This is a genomic window from Fulvivirga marina (assembly GCF_016775155.1).
In the GTDB taxonomy this organism is placed as follows: Bacteria; Bacteroidota; Bacteroidia; order Cytophagales; family Cyclobacteriaceae; genus Fulvivirga; species Fulvivirga marina.
Genome location: NZ_JAEUGD010000023.1, coordinates 252970 through 267845, shown reverse-complemented (window position 1 = coordinate 267845; position 14876 = coordinate 252970). Strand labels below are relative to the sequence as shown.

Below are 14876 nucleotides of genomic sequence, written 5' to 3'. Positions count from 1 at the left end.
TAAATTCAACATCAAAAATCAGTATTCGGTGAAGACATTTATAATTACACTAACCTGCTTATTTTCAACATCAATTGCCTTTGCTCAAAAACTTGAAACAGTAATTCAACGTGGGCATTATGCAGCAATAAAAGCTGTTGCATTTACGCCCGATGGCAAATACCTGCTTACAGGTAGCCGTGATAAATCCATCAAGTTATGGGATGTAGCTTCGGGGCGCGAACTCCGGTCGTTTCTGGGCCATAAATCTACCATCAACGACATAGATGTAACTGATGATGGAAAATATTTCATAAGTAGTAGTGCAGATAAAACTGCAAAGTTCTGGGAGATTTCGACTGGTAAGGTGATCCGGGACTTTGTAGGATCTAAGGATATTATGACCTCCGTCAGCCTAAGCCCGGATGGGTCAAAATTAATTACCGCCGGATATGACTGGGTTGGCTCATTGTGGAGCATGGCCAGTGGAGATACCCTGCGTACATTTAAAGTGAACCCCGACAAAGGGTTGGGGTATGGTATCAATGCCATGTTTAGCCCGGATGGAAGCATGATTGCTTTCGGTAATGACAATCGGACAACAGCAGTTTATGATACTGAATCAGGAAAACTGATAAAAGAGATGAGGCCAACAGCTGGTTCTTGTGGTGGCTGCGCTACTTTTATAGATTATTCTGAAGATGGACAATGGCTCATTACCGCCAGTAATAAAGGAGATTTCACGTTAAGAAATAGTCGGAGCGGTGAGATCATAAAAACTTTTGAAAAGGATAACTCTTACGAAGCTGTGGATTTAAGTTCGAATAGTCAGCTAGCATTAATGCTCACAGAAGACTCACTAAAAGTTTTTACGGTCACCAACGGAAATCAAAAATTCTCCATTAAAGTTGATCACTCTATGCCGGCTACAGATGCCACTTTTAGTCCGGATAGCAAAATGATTGCAGTAGTGAGCGATGACCAAAAAATAAACCTATATGATGCTGAAACTGGCAAAATAGCAAAAACCCTTGGTGGCTACCTGGTGACACGGGATAAGGGCGGACTGGACTATGACCCTAACTCTAGGTGGGATTACTACATTAAAAAATACACTGATCTAAAAAATGACTTTGCCATAAGCCCTAATGGAAAATATCTGGTAAAAGGTAAAGTTGGATCTATTGCGCGCATGTGGGAGATTAAATCAGGAGTAATTGCTCAGGAGTTCCATGGGCATGAAAAAGCTATTCTCTGTATGACCTTTAGTAATGATGGTGAACAACTGGTTACTGGAAGCGCTGATAACACTGCCAAAATATGGGATGTTAAAACAGGCAGAGAACTATTGACATTAAAAGGCCACAGAGAGGTAATATTTTCTGTAAACTTTAGCAAGGACCAAAAAACGATAATAACCGGGAGTTGGGACGGAACAGCTAGAATATGGGATGCAACATCTGGAGAACTGATTCAAACGATGATCTTTGAAAATAACTCACCTTATCAGGCCAACCTCTATAAAAATAATATTTATGCCTTTATCGCTGGCCTTGACAAATCCCTCAAAATGGTCGAGTTAGATTCGAAAAAAGACGTAAGACAATTCGTTGGCCATACAGATATTATTCAAGCATTTGATATTCACCCATCAGGAGACTTCCTGACTTCCGTTTCATGGGATGGTAAATTGAAATTATGGAATATAGCCACTGGCTTACAACAATGGAAATTTACCAGTGACGAACCTCTATACGCTGTAAAATATGGCAGGGAAGGAAAGTTGCTTGCCTTAGGAGGTGCCGACAGAGTGATAAGAATAATGAATGCATCAGATGGAAAGCTGATCAACAGCTTGCAAGGACATCAGGCTGCCATAACTAACATCGATTTTTCACCTGATAATACGCTGCTCATAAGTGCTAGCGAAGATGGCATGATAAAAATATGGGATGCCGTAGAGGGCAAGGAATTGATCACTTATGTCATATTAGAAAATAACGATTGGATGGCCATCAATTCGGAAGGGTATTTTAATGCCTCTAGTGGCGCCTTTGATAAAATAGCTTTTGTTCGTGGGATGCAAAGTTTTAGCGCAGATCAGTTTTTCGAGCAATTTTATCAGCCTGACCTTCTCGACAAAACCTTCAAATCAAAAGGTCAGGGTATGAACATGCTGGAAAAAATCAAAAAATCACCGCCTCCGTCCATAGAAATAATTGCACCGCATCAGGGAGAGGGCTTCCGCAGATCAGAAGCTGAGGTAATGATCAAGGTAACCGATCAGGGGGGAGGTGTCGCTGAGGTTAACATCATTCAAAACGGCAAGATTGTAAGCACACAAACACCTGAGGTACCTAAAGGAAAATCAATACTCATAACTCAAAAGATAAGTCTTGTACCCGGTACCAATACGATAGAAGCTTCTGCCTTCAGCAAGGGCCGAATAGAAGCTGACCGAAAAGGCGTGAAGGTAACAATGGAAGGCAAAGTAAATTCAACCTTATATGTGGTTGCTGTAGGTATCAATAAGTATAAAAATGAGGCCCTTAACCTAAATTACGCAGCAGAAGATGCCGAGGGCTTTGTAAAAGTAGTAGGTGAACACTCCAAAAAGCTATTTGATCGTGTTGAGATCATACCACTTTATAATGAAGAAGCTACAAGGGAAAGTATCCTGAACAAAATGGAGGCCCTATCGAAAGTAGTAAAGCCTCAGGATGTATTATTTTTCTACTATGCTGGCCATGGAAGTATGGTTGACAATAATTTTTACTTCATTCCCTCTGACAACATAAGACTTTACAGTGAAGACAAGTTAAAGAAAAACGCAATTTACGCAGGAGAACTTCAGGAAAAGCTGGCAAAAACTGCTGCATTAAAGCAACTTGTAATTATTGATGCCTGCCAGTCTGGTGGTAGTGTAGAGCTGCTCGCTCAACGCGGAGCAGCCGAAGAAAAAGCACTGGCACAATTATCCAGAAGTACGGGTATACACGTTTTGGCATCAGCCGGTAGCGAACAGTTTGCCGTAGAATTTAAAGAATTAGGACACGGGCTGTTTACTTATGTACTGCTAGAGGCACTTTCAGGAAAAGCTGATGGCCTACCTCAGGATGGAAAAGTAACAATCTATGAATTAAAATCATATCTTGATAATCAAGTGCCCGAATATTCAAGAAAGTTTAAAGGAAAGATGCAGTTTCCTTATACTTTCTCCAGAGGACATGATTTCCCAATCGTAATCAAATAAACAAGACCAATGAAATTTGTTATAAGGTAAATGTACTCCCCTATTGGGGCAAAACATTTACCTTTGAGCAACACCAGAATAGCATAACCATGAAATTGTATCATAGAGAAATAGGAGAAGGAAAGCCATTGATAATTCTACATGGGCTTTTTGGGTCTTCAGACAATTGGATGTCAATAGCCAAAGAATTGGAAGGCCACTTTAAAATGTATCTTGTGGATCAGCGTAACCATGGACAATCTCCACATAGTGATGAATTTAGCTATGCAGCTATGGCCAGTGACCTAAATGAGTTTATTGAGGAACATGGTATAGAGAACCCATCTATCCTAGGTCATTCTATGGGTGGAAAAACGGCTATGAATTTTGCCATTAACCATACTGATAAATGGGATAAACTAATTGTAGTGGATATTGCCCCCAGGGCTTACCCAGTACGTCACGACACCATACTAAAAGGCTTGCGATCCATTGATGTAGACCACATTAGGTCAAGAGGAGAAGCGGACAAACAACTTGCTGAATATGTCAAAGATCTGGGAACACGCCAGTTCCTGTTAAAGAACCTTACTCGAAAGGCAGAGGGCGGCTTTGAGTGGAAAATCAACCTCAAGGTAATTGATGAAAATATTGAAGCTATGGGAGAAGGTATAGAACAGCAGCTCGCCAGTGAAAAAGAAGTTCTGTTTATACGAGGAGAAAATTCGGATTACATACAGGATAAGGACAATATCCTGATCGTCGAACTTTTCCCTAACTCAGAAGTAAAGACTGTCAAAAATGCCGGGCATTGGGTTCATGCCGAGCAGCCACAGGCTGTAATCGAACTAGTAACTGACTTTCTTGAAGTCCCCAACAACACGCGATAGATCATTTTTTATACAGTTACCCGAAGTTTTATTTCGGGTAGCTCTAGCCTTTCAGTTTCTGAATGAAATAAATAATTACAGAGATAAGGATGCTTAGGATAATGCTAGTCATGAGAGGAAAATAAAATTGAAAGCCCTCTCGCTTAATGCTGATATCACCGGGCAATTTGCCCAAGTAAGGAATTTTAGGGCCGAAATGTAAGAATAACCCAACGGCAACAATGATCAGCCCAACAATGATCAGTGATTTACCCATACATGTAAATTTCACCAGAAACATTCAAAACGTCAAGCCCTACCGACGCAGCGACATACTAAAGCTTGCTACACAAAAGGCAACAAAAAAAGGGCCGCCCCCTTACCTGACGACCCTCACCCTCTCCTATGAAGATTTTAGAATGCTTTTATTGAATTCGTATAGATTGACTGAATAACTTTCCTGCTATATCGATTCTCATTGTATATGAGCCTGGACCTAGGCGTGACATGTCATATCTCTTCGTTAGATTGCCATTGTCAGCTAGTGTGTCTTCAAAAATGATATCATTGGTATTATCCAGAATGGAAAGCTTCAAAGGCGCCTCTTGTAGCTTTTGTAGAGCCACATCAACTTTATTTCCATTTTGGTTTATGCTTGGTTTATGGATCACCAATCGACTATCCTTGTTTATAGAAAGCTTGTTATTAATAATCGAGAGTGCAAACATCTCAATTCGTTGATTATTCTCAATCTCCAGTGTGTATTCACCATCAGGTAATGATTGTAGGTCGAAACCCTTTAAATATTCATCGCTATTGATATAAGTTTCTTTGTATAGACTGAAATTATTACCGTCTTTCAGTACTACATTTACCTTTGAAGAGTCTGTATTCTTTATTATTACAAAAAACTTCTTAAGATCATAACTTGTCACCTTGATATACGGGGTAGAACCGTAAGCACTTACAAATAATGTGGTCAAAAACAAGACCGCTACCATGGATTTTTTTAATGTCTTCATATCCTTTCAGTTTTGATTTGCAAAAACTTATGATACAAACTTAGGGCAGTTTGCTAAGGCTCACTACTGCGAAATTGGCCACTTTATGTTGTATTTTAACCCAATTATCCTCCCAAACTATATATCATGTTAATTATGCACATAAACAGGTTAATTTTACATATCTTCGTCTAAAACATATCATATTACTTTGCGTCTATGATTACTAAGAAACCTAGATTTGAAAAGATCAACCCAGCTTTTGGTAGCTCTATAACTATCCGACAATATCGTGACCCTTGCCGCAACAAATTGCCCTATTGGCATATTCACCCTGAAATGGAATTGGTATATGTAAATGGAGGCAGTGGAAAGCGTCACATAGGTAATCAATTATCATATTTTAATAATGGCGACCTTATTTTTATTGGAGCCAATTTACCTCATTATGGTTTCACAGACCGACTAACCGCCAATCGGTCCGAAACGATTTTGCAGATGCGCGAAGATTTTCTCGGAGAGGCTTTTTTTGATATTCCTGAAATGGCACCTGTTAAAAAGCTAATGGAACGTGCTAAAAGAGGTATTGCATTTCATGGAAAGACAAAAAGAAAGGCTGGTGCAAAGATTGAAAAACTAATAGACAAAGATCCTTATGATAGACTTCTGAAAACATTAGCGATACTAAAGCAACTCGCAATATCCGAAGAGTACACCATCCTGAATGTTGATGGCTTTGCAGTGGAAATCGAACCACAGGATAATGATCGCATTAATACCGTTTATAAATATGTACGAGAAAATTTTCAAAGCCAGATCAGCTTGGATGAAATCTCGGATAAGGTAAGCATGACAGAACCAGCATTTTGTAGATATTTTAAAAAGATCTCGGGGAAAACATTTACCAAATTTGTCAATGAATACCGACTGGTACATGCATCAAAATTATTGTCAGAGAGTACCTCAAGTATCACTGATATTTGTTTTGAATGTGGCTTCAATAATTTTTCCCATTTTAATAAACAGTTTAAGGTCTTTACAGGTAAAAGCCCATCGGAATACCGTAGCGAATTAAAGAAGATTGTACAGGCATGAAACAATCTCGTTTGTGCTTAAGTCAACAAAGTTTCAATAATAATTGAAACTTATGAAACATTGATATAACTTTGACGTATGAAATATCAGGAAGCAAAGGATAAATTTATTTTGGCTTGGGGAAGCTTAGGTTCTAGCTGGGGTATAAGTCGTACCATGGCTCAGATACATGCTCTATTGCTTATATCCACCACTCCTTTGTCAACAGAAGATATCATGGAAGAACTTCAGATCTCACGAGGTAATGCAAACCAAAACATCAGAGCTCTTATGGACTGGGGGCTAGTGGAAAAACAACTTAAAACTGGTGAAAGGAAGGAGTATTTCGTCGCTGGAAAAGATGTTTGGGAACTTGCCAAACAAGTGGCTAAAGAAAGAAAGAAAAGAGAGCTTGAACCAATATTGAAGGTTTTAAACCAGGTACAGGGCGTAAATGGTAATACTAAAGAAGTAAAGGAGTTCAAGGAAGTAACAAAAAACATTTCAGACTTTGCTGAACAGGCAGAATCAACCCTAAACCTTTTTATCAACTCAAAACAAAACTGGCTCTACAAGATTTTATCAAAAATCAGGAGTTAAAAAAATTTAAACTTAAGTTTCATTTTTTACTGAAAGTTATGAAATAAATATTCACTAACGTCTTTACATCATGAACTACAACATTCTCACTTACGCACTCTATATGCCACTCACTATTGGCCTAACCATTTGGGTGGCAAAAACGCTATTCACCAATGGCAGAATATTTCTTGTAGACATTTTCCATGGCAATCAATTGCTTGCTGATAGTGTCAACAAACTTTTAGTCGTTGGGTTTTACCTCGTCAACATTGGCTACGCCATTTACACATTAAAGATATTTGAGTCCATTTCCACCACTCAGGAAATGATCGAAAAGCTCAGTGTCAAAACAGGTACAATAATACTTATACTGGGAGCCATGCACTTCTTTAACCTTTTCATATTCTTTAAGCTTCGCAAAAAGGCCCAGACTGCCACTACCTAACTCTACTAATATGAAAACTTTAAAGAATCATACACTCATTTATGACGATGAATGTCCCATGTGTAAAATATATAGTGGAGCATTCATTCGGTGCGGCATGTTAGATAATGATGGAAGAATCTCCTATGACAAACTTCAGGAGACTCTCGAGCTAGACTTAGACTTAGGCAAGGCCCGTAACGAAATCACACTCATCAACAAAGAGAATAAGCAGGTTTTATATGGTATAGACAGTCTCTTCATGATTATAGGTCACTGTTTTCCGGTTCTCAATGTACTATTTAAGCAAGACGCCTTCAAAGCCGCTTGCCGTCTGCTTTATCGTTTTATCTCCTATAATCGTAACGTAATTGCTCCTGGTAGTTCTGACAATAGATGTATTCCAGATTTCAACTTTAAATATCGATGGACCTATATTCTGTTTGCGTGATTCACAACAGCTGCTATTCTTACAGCATACTCTGAAATGCTAATCCCTTTATTGATCAAACCACACTTAAACCAAGAGTTCATCATTTGCGGCGCACAACTTGCATTTCAATTTGTAGTCCTGCTTGGTCTGGATATAGACAGCTATAAAACACAACTAAACTATCTTGGCCATTTGATGACAGTCTCTTTAATAGGTGCACTGCTTTTAATCCCTGCCATTTTGTTAAATCATTTTATCAATAGCCCCTATTTTTTCCTAAGCTACTTCATGTTAGTGGTGGGATTTATGCTCGCAGAACATATGCGAAGAGTCAAGCTTCTTAAACTTCCTAAGTTGTTAACGGTCGCCTGGGTTTTATATAGGCTAATTGCTTTATGTGTCATCCTATATCAATCACTATGAAGAAAATAGTAATCGCTGGGGGTACAGGTTTTTTAGGCACATGCCTTACCAAGTTCTATTCTGCAAAGGGATATGAAGTATGTATATTATCCAGACAGCATCGGATAGATTATGATAACGTCAAACATTTCAAGTGGGATGGAAAAAACCTTGGATACTGGACAGACATTCTTGAGGGGAGTGAAGCCGTAATTAACCTGAATGGTAAATCCGTGGACTGCAGATATACCAGAAAGAATAAGCAATTGATCTATGATACACGAATAGATTCTACCATAGCTATCGGTAATGCACTAATTCGGTGCAATGAGCCTCCTAAGTTATGGGCCAATGCTGGCTCCGCCACTATCTATCGTCACTCCCTGGATAAAGATATGACAGAAAAGGATGGAGAAATAGGATCAGGCTTTTCCGTTGATGTTTGCAAAAAGTGGGAAGATGCGTTTAATAGCTTTAGATTACCTGCAACCAGGAAGATAATATTGAGAACAGGTATTGTACTCGGCAAAAACAATGGCCCTTTTATACCACTAAAAATACTTGCCAGGATGGGCTTAGGGGGGCGGTAGGGATCTGGAAAACAATATTTTAGCTGGCTACATGAAGATGACTTCGCAAATATTGTAGACTTCCTTCTTAATAATAAAACTGCTCATGGTATTTATAACCTTACCTCACCAGAGTTAGCAACTAATATGCAGCTAATGAATACTATAAGAAGTACTTTTGGCGTACCTTTTGGAATCCCATTGAGTAGACAAGTGCTTGAATTTGGGGCATGGCTCATTAGTACTGAGACTGAACTTATTTTAAAAAGCAGAAGAGTTTTTCCAGAAAAGCTGTTGGATGCCGGTTATAAGTTTTACTTTGCAGACATACGAGAAGCGGTAAAAAACTTACTTAAAGGATAGTGTTACTCAGGCGCTCCAAATCTTTAAGAAGCTATAAGTTCACTACTTATCTTTACCTTTATGCTTTCAAATAAAAAATTATGTCTAAAGGTCAGCTCTATCTAATACCTACAGTAATTTCCGAAAAGCAAACAGAGGTAATCCCGGAACAGGTAAGACAAGTAATAAGGCAGACGGACCATTTCCTTGTAGAAAACCTGCGAACTGCCCGTCGTTTTATTGGAAGCTTAAAATTAGGCCTGACGATAGAAGATTTAAGCTTTGAGGTGCTAGACAAAAACACCTCTATAATGGAAGTTGAAAAATTGATGGCAGTAATTTTTCAGGGGAAAAATATTGGTGTGTTGTCAGAATCCGGATGTCCTGGTATTGCCGATCCGGGTTCAGCCGCTGTAAAATATGCTCATGCCCATGACATCAAGGTTGTTCCACTGGTCGGACCCTCATCAATATTTTTATCACTAATGGCTTCGGGATTCAATGGTCAAAACTTCACTTTCCATGGCTACCTCCCGATTGACAAGAAAATGCTGGAAAGTGCCATAAGGAACTTGGAGAATGAAGCCAAAAGAAACAATCAAACACAAATATTTATTGAAGCTCCTTATCGAAATAACCAACTCTTAGAAAATTTGATAAAAACCTGCCACCCGCAAACTTTATTATGTGTTGCAAAGGACATTTCGGGTAAAAATGAATATATCAAAACCGCCAAGATAAAAGACTGGAAATCAACACAAATTGATCTCCATAAAGTGCCTACAGTTTTCTTGATATACGTTCCGTATTAATAATTTAATGTTATATATTTTAAGGCAGATTTTATTTTAAGCACATTTGATATAAATTTGTGCGCTTTGAACACATAGATATTAATTAAAACAAAATAATATATGCCTTATCTATTTACCTCCGAATCGGTGTCAGAAGGACACCCGGACAAAATTGCAGATCAGATTTCTGACGCTTTGATCGATAACTTTCTGGCATTTGACAAAAACTCAAAGGTAGCTTGTGAAACTCTAGTAACAACCGGTCTCACGGTACTCAGTGGCGAGGTTAAATCCGAGGCATATCTTGATGTACAGCAGATTGCCAGAAACGTGATCAACCAAATTGGTTATACCCGAGGTGAGTACATGTTTGACGGTAACTCATGTGGTGTAATATCAGCCATTCACGAGCAATCACCAGACATCAATCAAGGTGTTGATCGTAGCAGCCCGGAGGAGCAAGGAGCAGGGGATCAGGGAATGATGTTCGGCTATGCTACAAGTGAAACCGATGATTACATGCCTTTGGCTCTTGACTTGTCTCATAAGCTTTTGATTGAACTGTCGAAGCTTAGGAAAGAGAATAAAGAAATAGACTACCTACGTCCCGATGCTAAATCTCAGGTCACTATTGAATATTCTGATGATAATGTACCTCTAAGAATAGACTCCATAGTGGTTTCTACTCAGCATGATGAGTTTGGCACTGAAGAAGAAATGCTTAAAAAGATAAAATCAGATATTATCAATATTCTGATTCCTCGCGTTAAAGCACAGCTTAAGCCAGAAATTCAAACTCTGTTTAATGATGATATAAAATACCATATCAACCCCACTGGTAAATTCGTGATTGGAGGCCCTCATGGGGACACCGGTCTTACCGGAAGAAAAATTATTGTAGATACTTACGGAGGAAAAGGTGCGCACGGAGGTGGAGCATTTTCAGGGAAAGACCCATCAAAAGTAGATAGATCAGCTGCTTATGCTACCAGGCATATTGCTAAAAACCTTGTAGCAGCAGGTATTGCTGATGAAATATTGGTTCAGGTATCTTATGCAATAGGAGTAGTTGAACCAATGGGTATCTTTATTAACACTTATGGCTCAGCAAAAGTGGACATGAAGGATGGAGAGATCGCTAAAAAAGTACAGGAGGTTTTTGATATGAGACCGTATGCTATAGAGCAAAGGTTGAAACTGCGAAATCCGATTTACTCTGAAACAGCAGCATATGGACATATGGGAAGACCAAACGAAATAATTAAAAAGAAGTTTGTTTCCCCTGGTGGACAGGAAGTAGAAATGGAAGTGGAACTCTTCCCTTGGGAAAAGCTAGATTATGTAGACAAGGTTAAAGAAACATTTGGCCTTTAATAAAAATTATAATGAGCTGCTTTATTGTCAGCTCATTTTTAATCTTTCACTTATTCATTAATTGTAAAGAAAAAGGGGCTTGAAATTCAAGTCCCTTTTTTTCCTTCATCTAGTTGACAAAATTAATGTGCCATTTGCTTAACCTTAAACTTTCTGAGCTGTCTTCTCAAAGCTTCAGTTGCCAGATCAGTTGCCTCTTCAAATGATTTAGCTTCTTCTTTTGCAAATAATTGACTACCAGGGATATTTAATTTTATTTCTACTGTCTTATTTTCAATTCCAGAATTATTCAATCTTAAAAACACTTCTCCATCAACTACACGGTCATAGAAGGTTTCCAGTTTATCTACTTTCTTCTGGATAAAATCGATAAGCTTCTGATCGGCATCGAAGTGAATTGAATGCATTTGTAACTTCATAGTAGTAAAGTTTAAAAGATTAGAAAATGTTAAGCCTTAGGGTGCGCCTGGTCAAAGACCTTTTTCAATTTATCTAGCGAATTATGCGTATAGACTTGGGTTGCGGCCAGGCTTGTATGCCCCAACAAATCCTTAACTGCATTAAGCTCAGCTCCCTTATTGAGGAGGTGCGTAGCAAACGTATGGCGCAATACGTGCGGACTACGCTTTTCAATTGTTGTAAATAGGTTTAAGTATTTTTTAACTGTTCTGTAGATCACCATAGGATAGCAAGGTTCTCCATTGTCTGTAACGAGCAACTCGCTTCCATCGTTTAACAAACCGTGACTATTTTTTGCCGCCAGGTACTGTTCAATCACACGCTCCAAGCTAACAGAAAAGGGGATCACTCTTTCCTTATTCCTCTTACCCAAAACTTTGAGTGTCCTGTTAGCAAAATTTACATCTATAGTTTTTAATGAAATCAGTTCAGATAATCGTATGCCCGTTCCATATAGAAGCTCTAAAATCAATCTATCTCGGCAACCGCTAAAATCCTTATTGAACTCAAATTGGTCAAGTAACCTGGTTATATCATTCTCCTGAACAAACTGAGGTAACTGTTTATTGGTCTTCAACACCCTGATTTTTAGCATAGGGTCTTTTATAATATGCTCTCTTCTTAGAAGAAATTTATAAAAAGACCTTAAGCATGCTATTTTCCTGTTTACTGAACGGGAATCCATACCACCATCTACAAGACTTACGATCCACCCACGGATCACACCATGATTGGCTGTACTTGTATTAAGTTCAGGAAAGTTATTTAGAATAAATTCTTCGAATTGGCCTAAATCATTTTCATACGAGGTGATCGTATGTTTACTATAGCGCTTTTCGTACTGAAGGTATTTAAGGAAGGTTTCCCGCATAAAAAAATAGTACTACCCAATTCAACCTGAGTAGTACTAATTTAATAAATTCAGACGGGAATAAATAGCTGATTAATAATTTTCTTCAGCGTATTTCTTCTGTCTATATCTTGCCTTAATTATCTCATTTCTTCTCTGTACAGAAGGCTTTTCATAGAAAGTTCTACCTCTAAGTTCTTTCAAAACACCTGTTTTTTCGAACTTCTTTTTGAATCTCTTAAGAGCTTTCTCTATTGACTCGTTTTCTTTTACGTTTACTACGATCATTTTTTATACACCTCCTTTCAAATGAGTTGCGAAGTTAGACAAAATATTATTGACTAACAAATTAAAATTAACCAGCAGTCCAGGTGCCGCTACTGCTCACATTCCCAGATTCATCATAATAAGTCCAGCTGCCGCTACCATTGGCACTCCACATATACTCTACCTGAAGGAGATCATTCTCATAGCTCTCAATATAACCTGAGCCATCGGCTAAAACCTCAAAAACAAAAGAGTACCCAAAAGATGGATAGTTATACTCACCATAGATGCTTCCATCATTTCTGATTTCGTATTCGTAAGTAAACACTTCTACCCGACTAGCAGCCTCAATATCAAGCATAGCAAATGAACCTGATTTACCATCCTTAGCCTGAGTTCCTTCAAACCATTTGTAGTATGGACCACCTGTTTCTTTAAAAAATATTTCAAAGAAATAAGCATTATCCTGCTCAGTGATCTGATAAGCAATAGATCCCCCTTGGTACGACCACTCATAAGTAACCATATTGGTATACATACGACCATTTACAGCCTCAATAGGACTGGCTAATTTTGTAGCACCATCAGGTATTGTAAAGAGAGAGCTATAGGCTCCGATGTTTGAGGTCATACTTTCAATCATAGCACTAACAGCCTGTGCCTCAGAATCACTAGCATTCTTAAGTCCTTCAGGAATAAATACTTTATTCTCTTCACTGAATACCGCAAGCTCCACTTCTTCTAAAGAAGGTTCTGGGTCATCTTTATCACCACAAGAAACTGCAACTAGTGCCAGGCAAAAGAGGACCAAAAATTTTTGTAGATCTTTAATGTTCATAGTTGTTAAGTTTTAACTTTTATTACCCTTAAATTAGAATATATAAATGATAAAAGTAAATTCTTTCGATAACCAGCAGCAATTTTCGATTAGTAAACTTTAGCATGATAAAATATAACAAAAAAGCCTCCTAGCGGAGGCTTTTTACAATTTAACCTTGAACTATAAACTTTATTTTAATATCGATCTTGAAATTACTAGTTTCTGGATCTCTGATGTTCCTTCACCAATGGTGCAAAGCTTTGAGTCACGATAAAACTTCTCTGCCGGATAATCTTTTGTATAGCCGTAGCCACCAAAAATCTGAACCGCATCGGTAGAATTTTCCACTGCCACTTCAGAGGCATAATATTTGGCCATAGCAGACTCCTTATTTACCGCTTTTCCCTTATTCTTAAGATCAGCAGCTTGATGTGTCAATAGTTTTGCTGCCTCCACTTTTGTAGCCATATCTGATAACTTAAAGGCAATTCCCTGAAAATTAGAAATAGGCTGATTAAACTGATGTCTTTCCTTAGAATACTGAAGCGCAACATCCAAAGCTCCCTGCGCAATACCCAGACTTAATGCCGCAATACTAATTCTACCTCCATCCAGCACTTTCATGGCTTGAATAAAACCTTCTCCAACTTCACCTATTACGTTATCTTTATGCACCCTACAATTATCAAAAATTAATTCGGTGGTTTCCGAAGCACGCATCCCTAGTTTGTTTTCCTTTCGTCCTGCAGAAAATCCTTCTGTTCCCTTTTCAATAATAAAGGCAGTCATGCCATGTGAGTCACCAACCTCACCTGTTCTAACTATAACAACAGCAACATTTCCAGATTTACCATGAGTAATGAAATTTTTAGCACCATTAATAACGTAATGGTCTCCATCCAATTCAGCGACCGTACGCATATTACCAGCATCAGAACCAGTGTTAGGCTCAGTAAGCCCCCAAGCACCAATCCATTCGGCTGTTGCTAGTTTAGGAAGGTACTTTCGCTTTTGATCCTCATTACCAAACTGCAATATATGGCCGGTACACAGTGAGTTGTGCGCAGCCATGGACAAACCGATAGAACCATCAATCCTGGCCAACTCCGATATAGCAGTTACATACTCATGATAACCAAAACCTGAACCCCCATATTCTTGAGGAACTAAAACTCCCATAAGGCCAAGGCCTCCCAGTTTCTTAAACAGTTCTACAGGAAATTCCTGGGTTTCATCCCATTCCATCATTTTAGGACGGATTTCCTTTTCACCAAAATCACGGATCATCTGAGCAATCATCTTTTGGTTTTCACTTTCTTCAAAGCCCATGATGGCCTTTTCTTCAGATACAGCTTGCATATTTTCTTTTAATAAATGGGTTTCAAACGATTTCAAAGCAAAGATA

Annotated in this window: 17 protein-coding genes; 10 read left to right on the top strand and 7 right to left on the bottom strand. The window is 38.5% G+C overall.

The window, feature by feature from the left end; all coding sequences use genetic code 11:
• Positions 1 to 28 precede the first annotated feature (28 nt).
• Positions 29 to 3232 carry a caspase family protein gene (locus tag JMN32_RS08160; RefSeq protein WP_202855816.1) on the top strand — a complete coding sequence of 1068 codons (3204 nt, stop codon included), beginning with the start codon at positions 29 to 31 and terminating at the stop codon, positions 3230 to 3232.
• A gap of 89 nt (positions 3233 to 3321) precedes the next feature.
• The gene (locus JMN32_RS08155) at positions 3322 to 4101 is read left to right on the top strand and encodes an alpha/beta fold hydrolase (RefSeq protein ID WP_202855815.1); all 780 of its coding nucleotides are present in this window, start codon (positions 3322 to 3324) and stop codon (positions 4099 to 4101) included.
• A 43-nt stretch (positions 4102 to 4144) separates the two neighbouring features.
• Here the strand turns inward: JMN32_RS08155 and JMN32_RS08150 are convergent, their stop codons facing one another.
• Positions 4145 to 4357 (bottom strand): DUF2905 domain-containing protein, encoded by a 213-nt coding sequence (locus JMN32_RS08150; RefSeq protein WP_202855814.1) that lies wholly within the window; start codon positions 4355 to 4357, stop codon positions 4145 to 4147.
• Positions 4358 to 4505: 148 nt separating this feature from the next.
• On the bottom strand, positions 4506 to 5102 hold the full coding sequence (locus JMN32_RS08145) for a hypothetical protein (RefSeq protein WP_202855813.1): 597 nt from the start codon (positions 5100 to 5102) through the stop codon (positions 4506 to 4508).
• 198 nt (positions 5103 to 5300) lie between these two features.
• Between JMN32_RS08145 and JMN32_RS08140 the strand changes: the two genes are divergently transcribed.
• The 8 genes from JMN32_RS08140 (at position 5301) to metK (ending at position 11075) form a co-directional block, all read left to right on the top strand.
• Positions 5301 to 6176: an AraC family transcriptional regulator gene (locus JMN32_RS08140; protein WP_202855812.1), complete on the top strand. Its 876-nt coding sequence runs from the start codon at positions 5301 to 5303 to the stop codon at positions 6174 to 6176.
• A gap of 78 nt (positions 6177 to 6254) precedes the next feature.
• Positions 6255 to 6755: a GbsR/MarR family transcriptional regulator gene (locus JMN32_RS08135; protein WP_202855811.1), complete on the top strand. Its 501-nt coding sequence runs from the start codon at positions 6255 to 6257 to the stop codon at positions 6753 to 6755.
• A 70-nt stretch (positions 6756 to 6825) separates the two neighbouring features.
• Positions 6826 to 7182 (top strand): hypothetical protein, encoded by a 357-nt coding sequence (locus JMN32_RS08130; protein ID WP_202855810.1) that lies wholly within the window; start codon positions 6826 to 6828, stop codon positions 7180 to 7182.
• Positions 7183 to 7192: 10 nt separating this feature from the next.
• A complete protein-coding gene (locus tag JMN32_RS08125) occupies positions 7193 to 7612 on the top strand; it encodes a DCC1-like thiol-disulfide oxidoreductase family protein (protein ID WP_202855809.1) in 420 nt (139 codons plus the stop codon).
• A 401-nt stretch (positions 7613 to 8013) separates the two neighbouring features.
• The gene (locus JMN32_RS08120) at positions 8014 to 8586 is read left to right on the top strand and encodes an NAD-dependent epimerase/dehydratase family protein (protein ID WP_202855808.1); all 573 of its coding nucleotides are present in this window, start codon (positions 8014 to 8016) and stop codon (positions 8584 to 8586) included.
• Positions 8587 to 8721: 135 nt separating this feature from the next.
• The gene (locus JMN32_RS08115; RefSeq protein ID WP_202855807.1) at positions 8722 to 8928 is read left to right on the top strand and encodes a DUF1731 domain-containing protein; all 207 of its coding nucleotides are present in this window, start codon (positions 8722 to 8724) and stop codon (positions 8926 to 8928) included.
• An 80-nt stretch (positions 8929 to 9008) separates the two neighbouring features.
• Positions 9009 to 9719 carry an SAM-dependent methyltransferase gene (locus JMN32_RS08110; protein ID WP_202855806.1) on the top strand — a complete coding sequence of 237 codons (711 nt, stop codon included), beginning with the start codon at positions 9009 to 9011 and terminating at the stop codon, positions 9717 to 9719.
• Between the two features lie 102 nt (positions 9720 to 9821).
• Positions 9822 to 11075 carry a methionine adenosyltransferase gene (gene metK / locus JMN32_RS08105; protein WP_202855805.1) on the top strand — a complete coding sequence of 418 codons (1254 nt, stop codon included), beginning with the start codon at positions 9822 to 9824 and terminating at the stop codon, positions 11073 to 11075.
• Positions 11076 to 11197: 122 nt separating this feature from the next.
• Here metK and hpf read toward each other — a convergent pair whose 3' ends face one another.
• The 5 genes from hpf to JMN32_RS08080 form a co-directional block, all read right to left on the bottom strand.
• Positions 11198 to 11494 carry a ribosome hibernation-promoting factor, HPF/YfiA family gene (gene hpf, locus JMN32_RS08100; RefSeq protein WP_202855804.1) on the bottom strand — a complete coding sequence of 99 codons (297 nt, stop codon included), beginning with the start codon at positions 11492 to 11494 and terminating at the stop codon, positions 11198 to 11200.
• Between the two features lie 29 nt (positions 11495 to 11523).
• Entirely contained in the window at positions 11524 to 12405 is an 882-nt protein-coding gene (locus tag JMN32_RS08095) for a tyrosine-type recombinase/integrase (RefSeq protein WP_202855803.1), read from the bottom strand.
• A 72-nt stretch (positions 12406 to 12477) separates the two neighbouring features.
• Entirely contained in the window at positions 12478 to 12672 is a 195-nt protein-coding gene (gene rpsU, locus JMN32_RS08090) for a 30S ribosomal protein S21 (protein ID WP_202855802.1), read from the bottom strand.
• 67 nt (positions 12673 to 12739) lie between these two features.
• Complete coding sequence (locus tag JMN32_RS08085; protein ID WP_202855801.1) at positions 12740 to 13489, bottom strand: hypothetical protein; 750 nt, start codon at positions 13487 to 13489, stop codon at positions 12740 to 12742.
• Positions 13490 to 13660: 171 nt separating this feature from the next.
• Positions 13661 to 14800: an acyl-CoA dehydrogenase family protein gene (locus tag JMN32_RS08080; RefSeq protein ID WP_202855897.1), complete on the bottom strand. Its 1140-nt coding sequence runs from the start codon at positions 14798 to 14800 to the stop codon at positions 13661 to 13663.
• Positions 14801 to 14876 lie beyond the last annotated feature (76 nt).

Bases quoted from the DNA above. Each gene is read 5' to 3' on its own strand.
- metK (WP_202855805.1), top strand. From the start codon at position 9,822: ATGCCTTATCTATTTACCTCCGAATCGGTGTCAGAAGGACACCCGGAC.
- JMN32_RS08150 (WP_202855814.1), bottom strand. From the start codon at position 4,357: ATGGGTAAATCACTGATCATTGTTGGGCTGATCATTGTTGCCGTTGGG.
- JMN32_RS08140 (WP_202855812.1), top strand. From the start codon at position 5,301: ATGATTACTAAGAAACCTAGATTTGAAAAGATCAACCCAGCTTTTGGT.
- JMN32_RS08155 (WP_202855815.1), top strand. From the start codon at position 3,322: ATGAAATTGTATCATAGAGAAATAGGAGAAGGAAAGCCATTGATAATT.
- JMN32_RS08125 (WP_202855809.1), top strand. From the start codon at position 7,193: ATGAAAACTTTAAAGAATCATACACTCATTTATGACGATGAATGTCCC.
- hpf (WP_202855804.1), bottom strand. From the start codon at position 11,494: ATGAAGTTACAAATGCATTCAATTCACTTCGATGCCGATCAGAAGCTT.
- JMN32_RS08135 (WP_202855811.1), top strand. From the start codon at position 6,255: ATGAAATATCAGGAAGCAAAGGATAAATTTATTTTGGCTTGGGGAAGC.
- JMN32_RS08130 (WP_202855810.1), top strand. From the start codon at position 6,826: ATGAACTACAACATTCTCACTTACGCACTCTATATGCCACTCACTATT.
- JMN32_RS08080 (WP_202855897.1), bottom strand. From the start codon at position 14,800: ATGGGCTTTGAAGAAAGTGAAAACCAAAAGATGATTGCTCAGATGATC.
- JMN32_RS08115 (WP_202855807.1), top strand. From the start codon at position 8,722: ATGAATACTATAAGAAGTACTTTTGGCGTACCTTTTGGAATCCCATTG.
- JMN32_RS08085 (WP_202855801.1), bottom strand. From the start codon at position 13,489: ATGAACATTAAAGATCTACAAAAATTTTTGGTCCTCTTTTGCCTGGCA.
- JMN32_RS08120 (WP_202855808.1), top strand. From the start codon at position 8,014: ATGAAGAAAATAGTAATCGCTGGGGGTACAGGTTTTTTAGGCACATGC.
- rpsU (WP_202855802.1), bottom strand. From the start codon at position 12,672: ATGATCGTAGTAAACGTAAAAGAAAACGAGTCAATAGAGAAAGCTCTT.
- JMN32_RS08145 (WP_202855813.1), bottom strand. From the start codon at position 5,102: ATGAAGACATTAAAAAAATCCATGGTAGCGGTCTTGTTTTTGACCACA.
- JMN32_RS08095 (WP_202855803.1), bottom strand. From the start codon at position 12,405: ATGCGGGAAACCTTCCTTAAATACCTTCAGTACGAAAAGCGCTATAGT.
- JMN32_RS08110 (WP_202855806.1), top strand. From the start codon at position 9,009: ATGTCTAAAGGTCAGCTCTATCTAATACCTACAGTAATTTCCGAAAAG.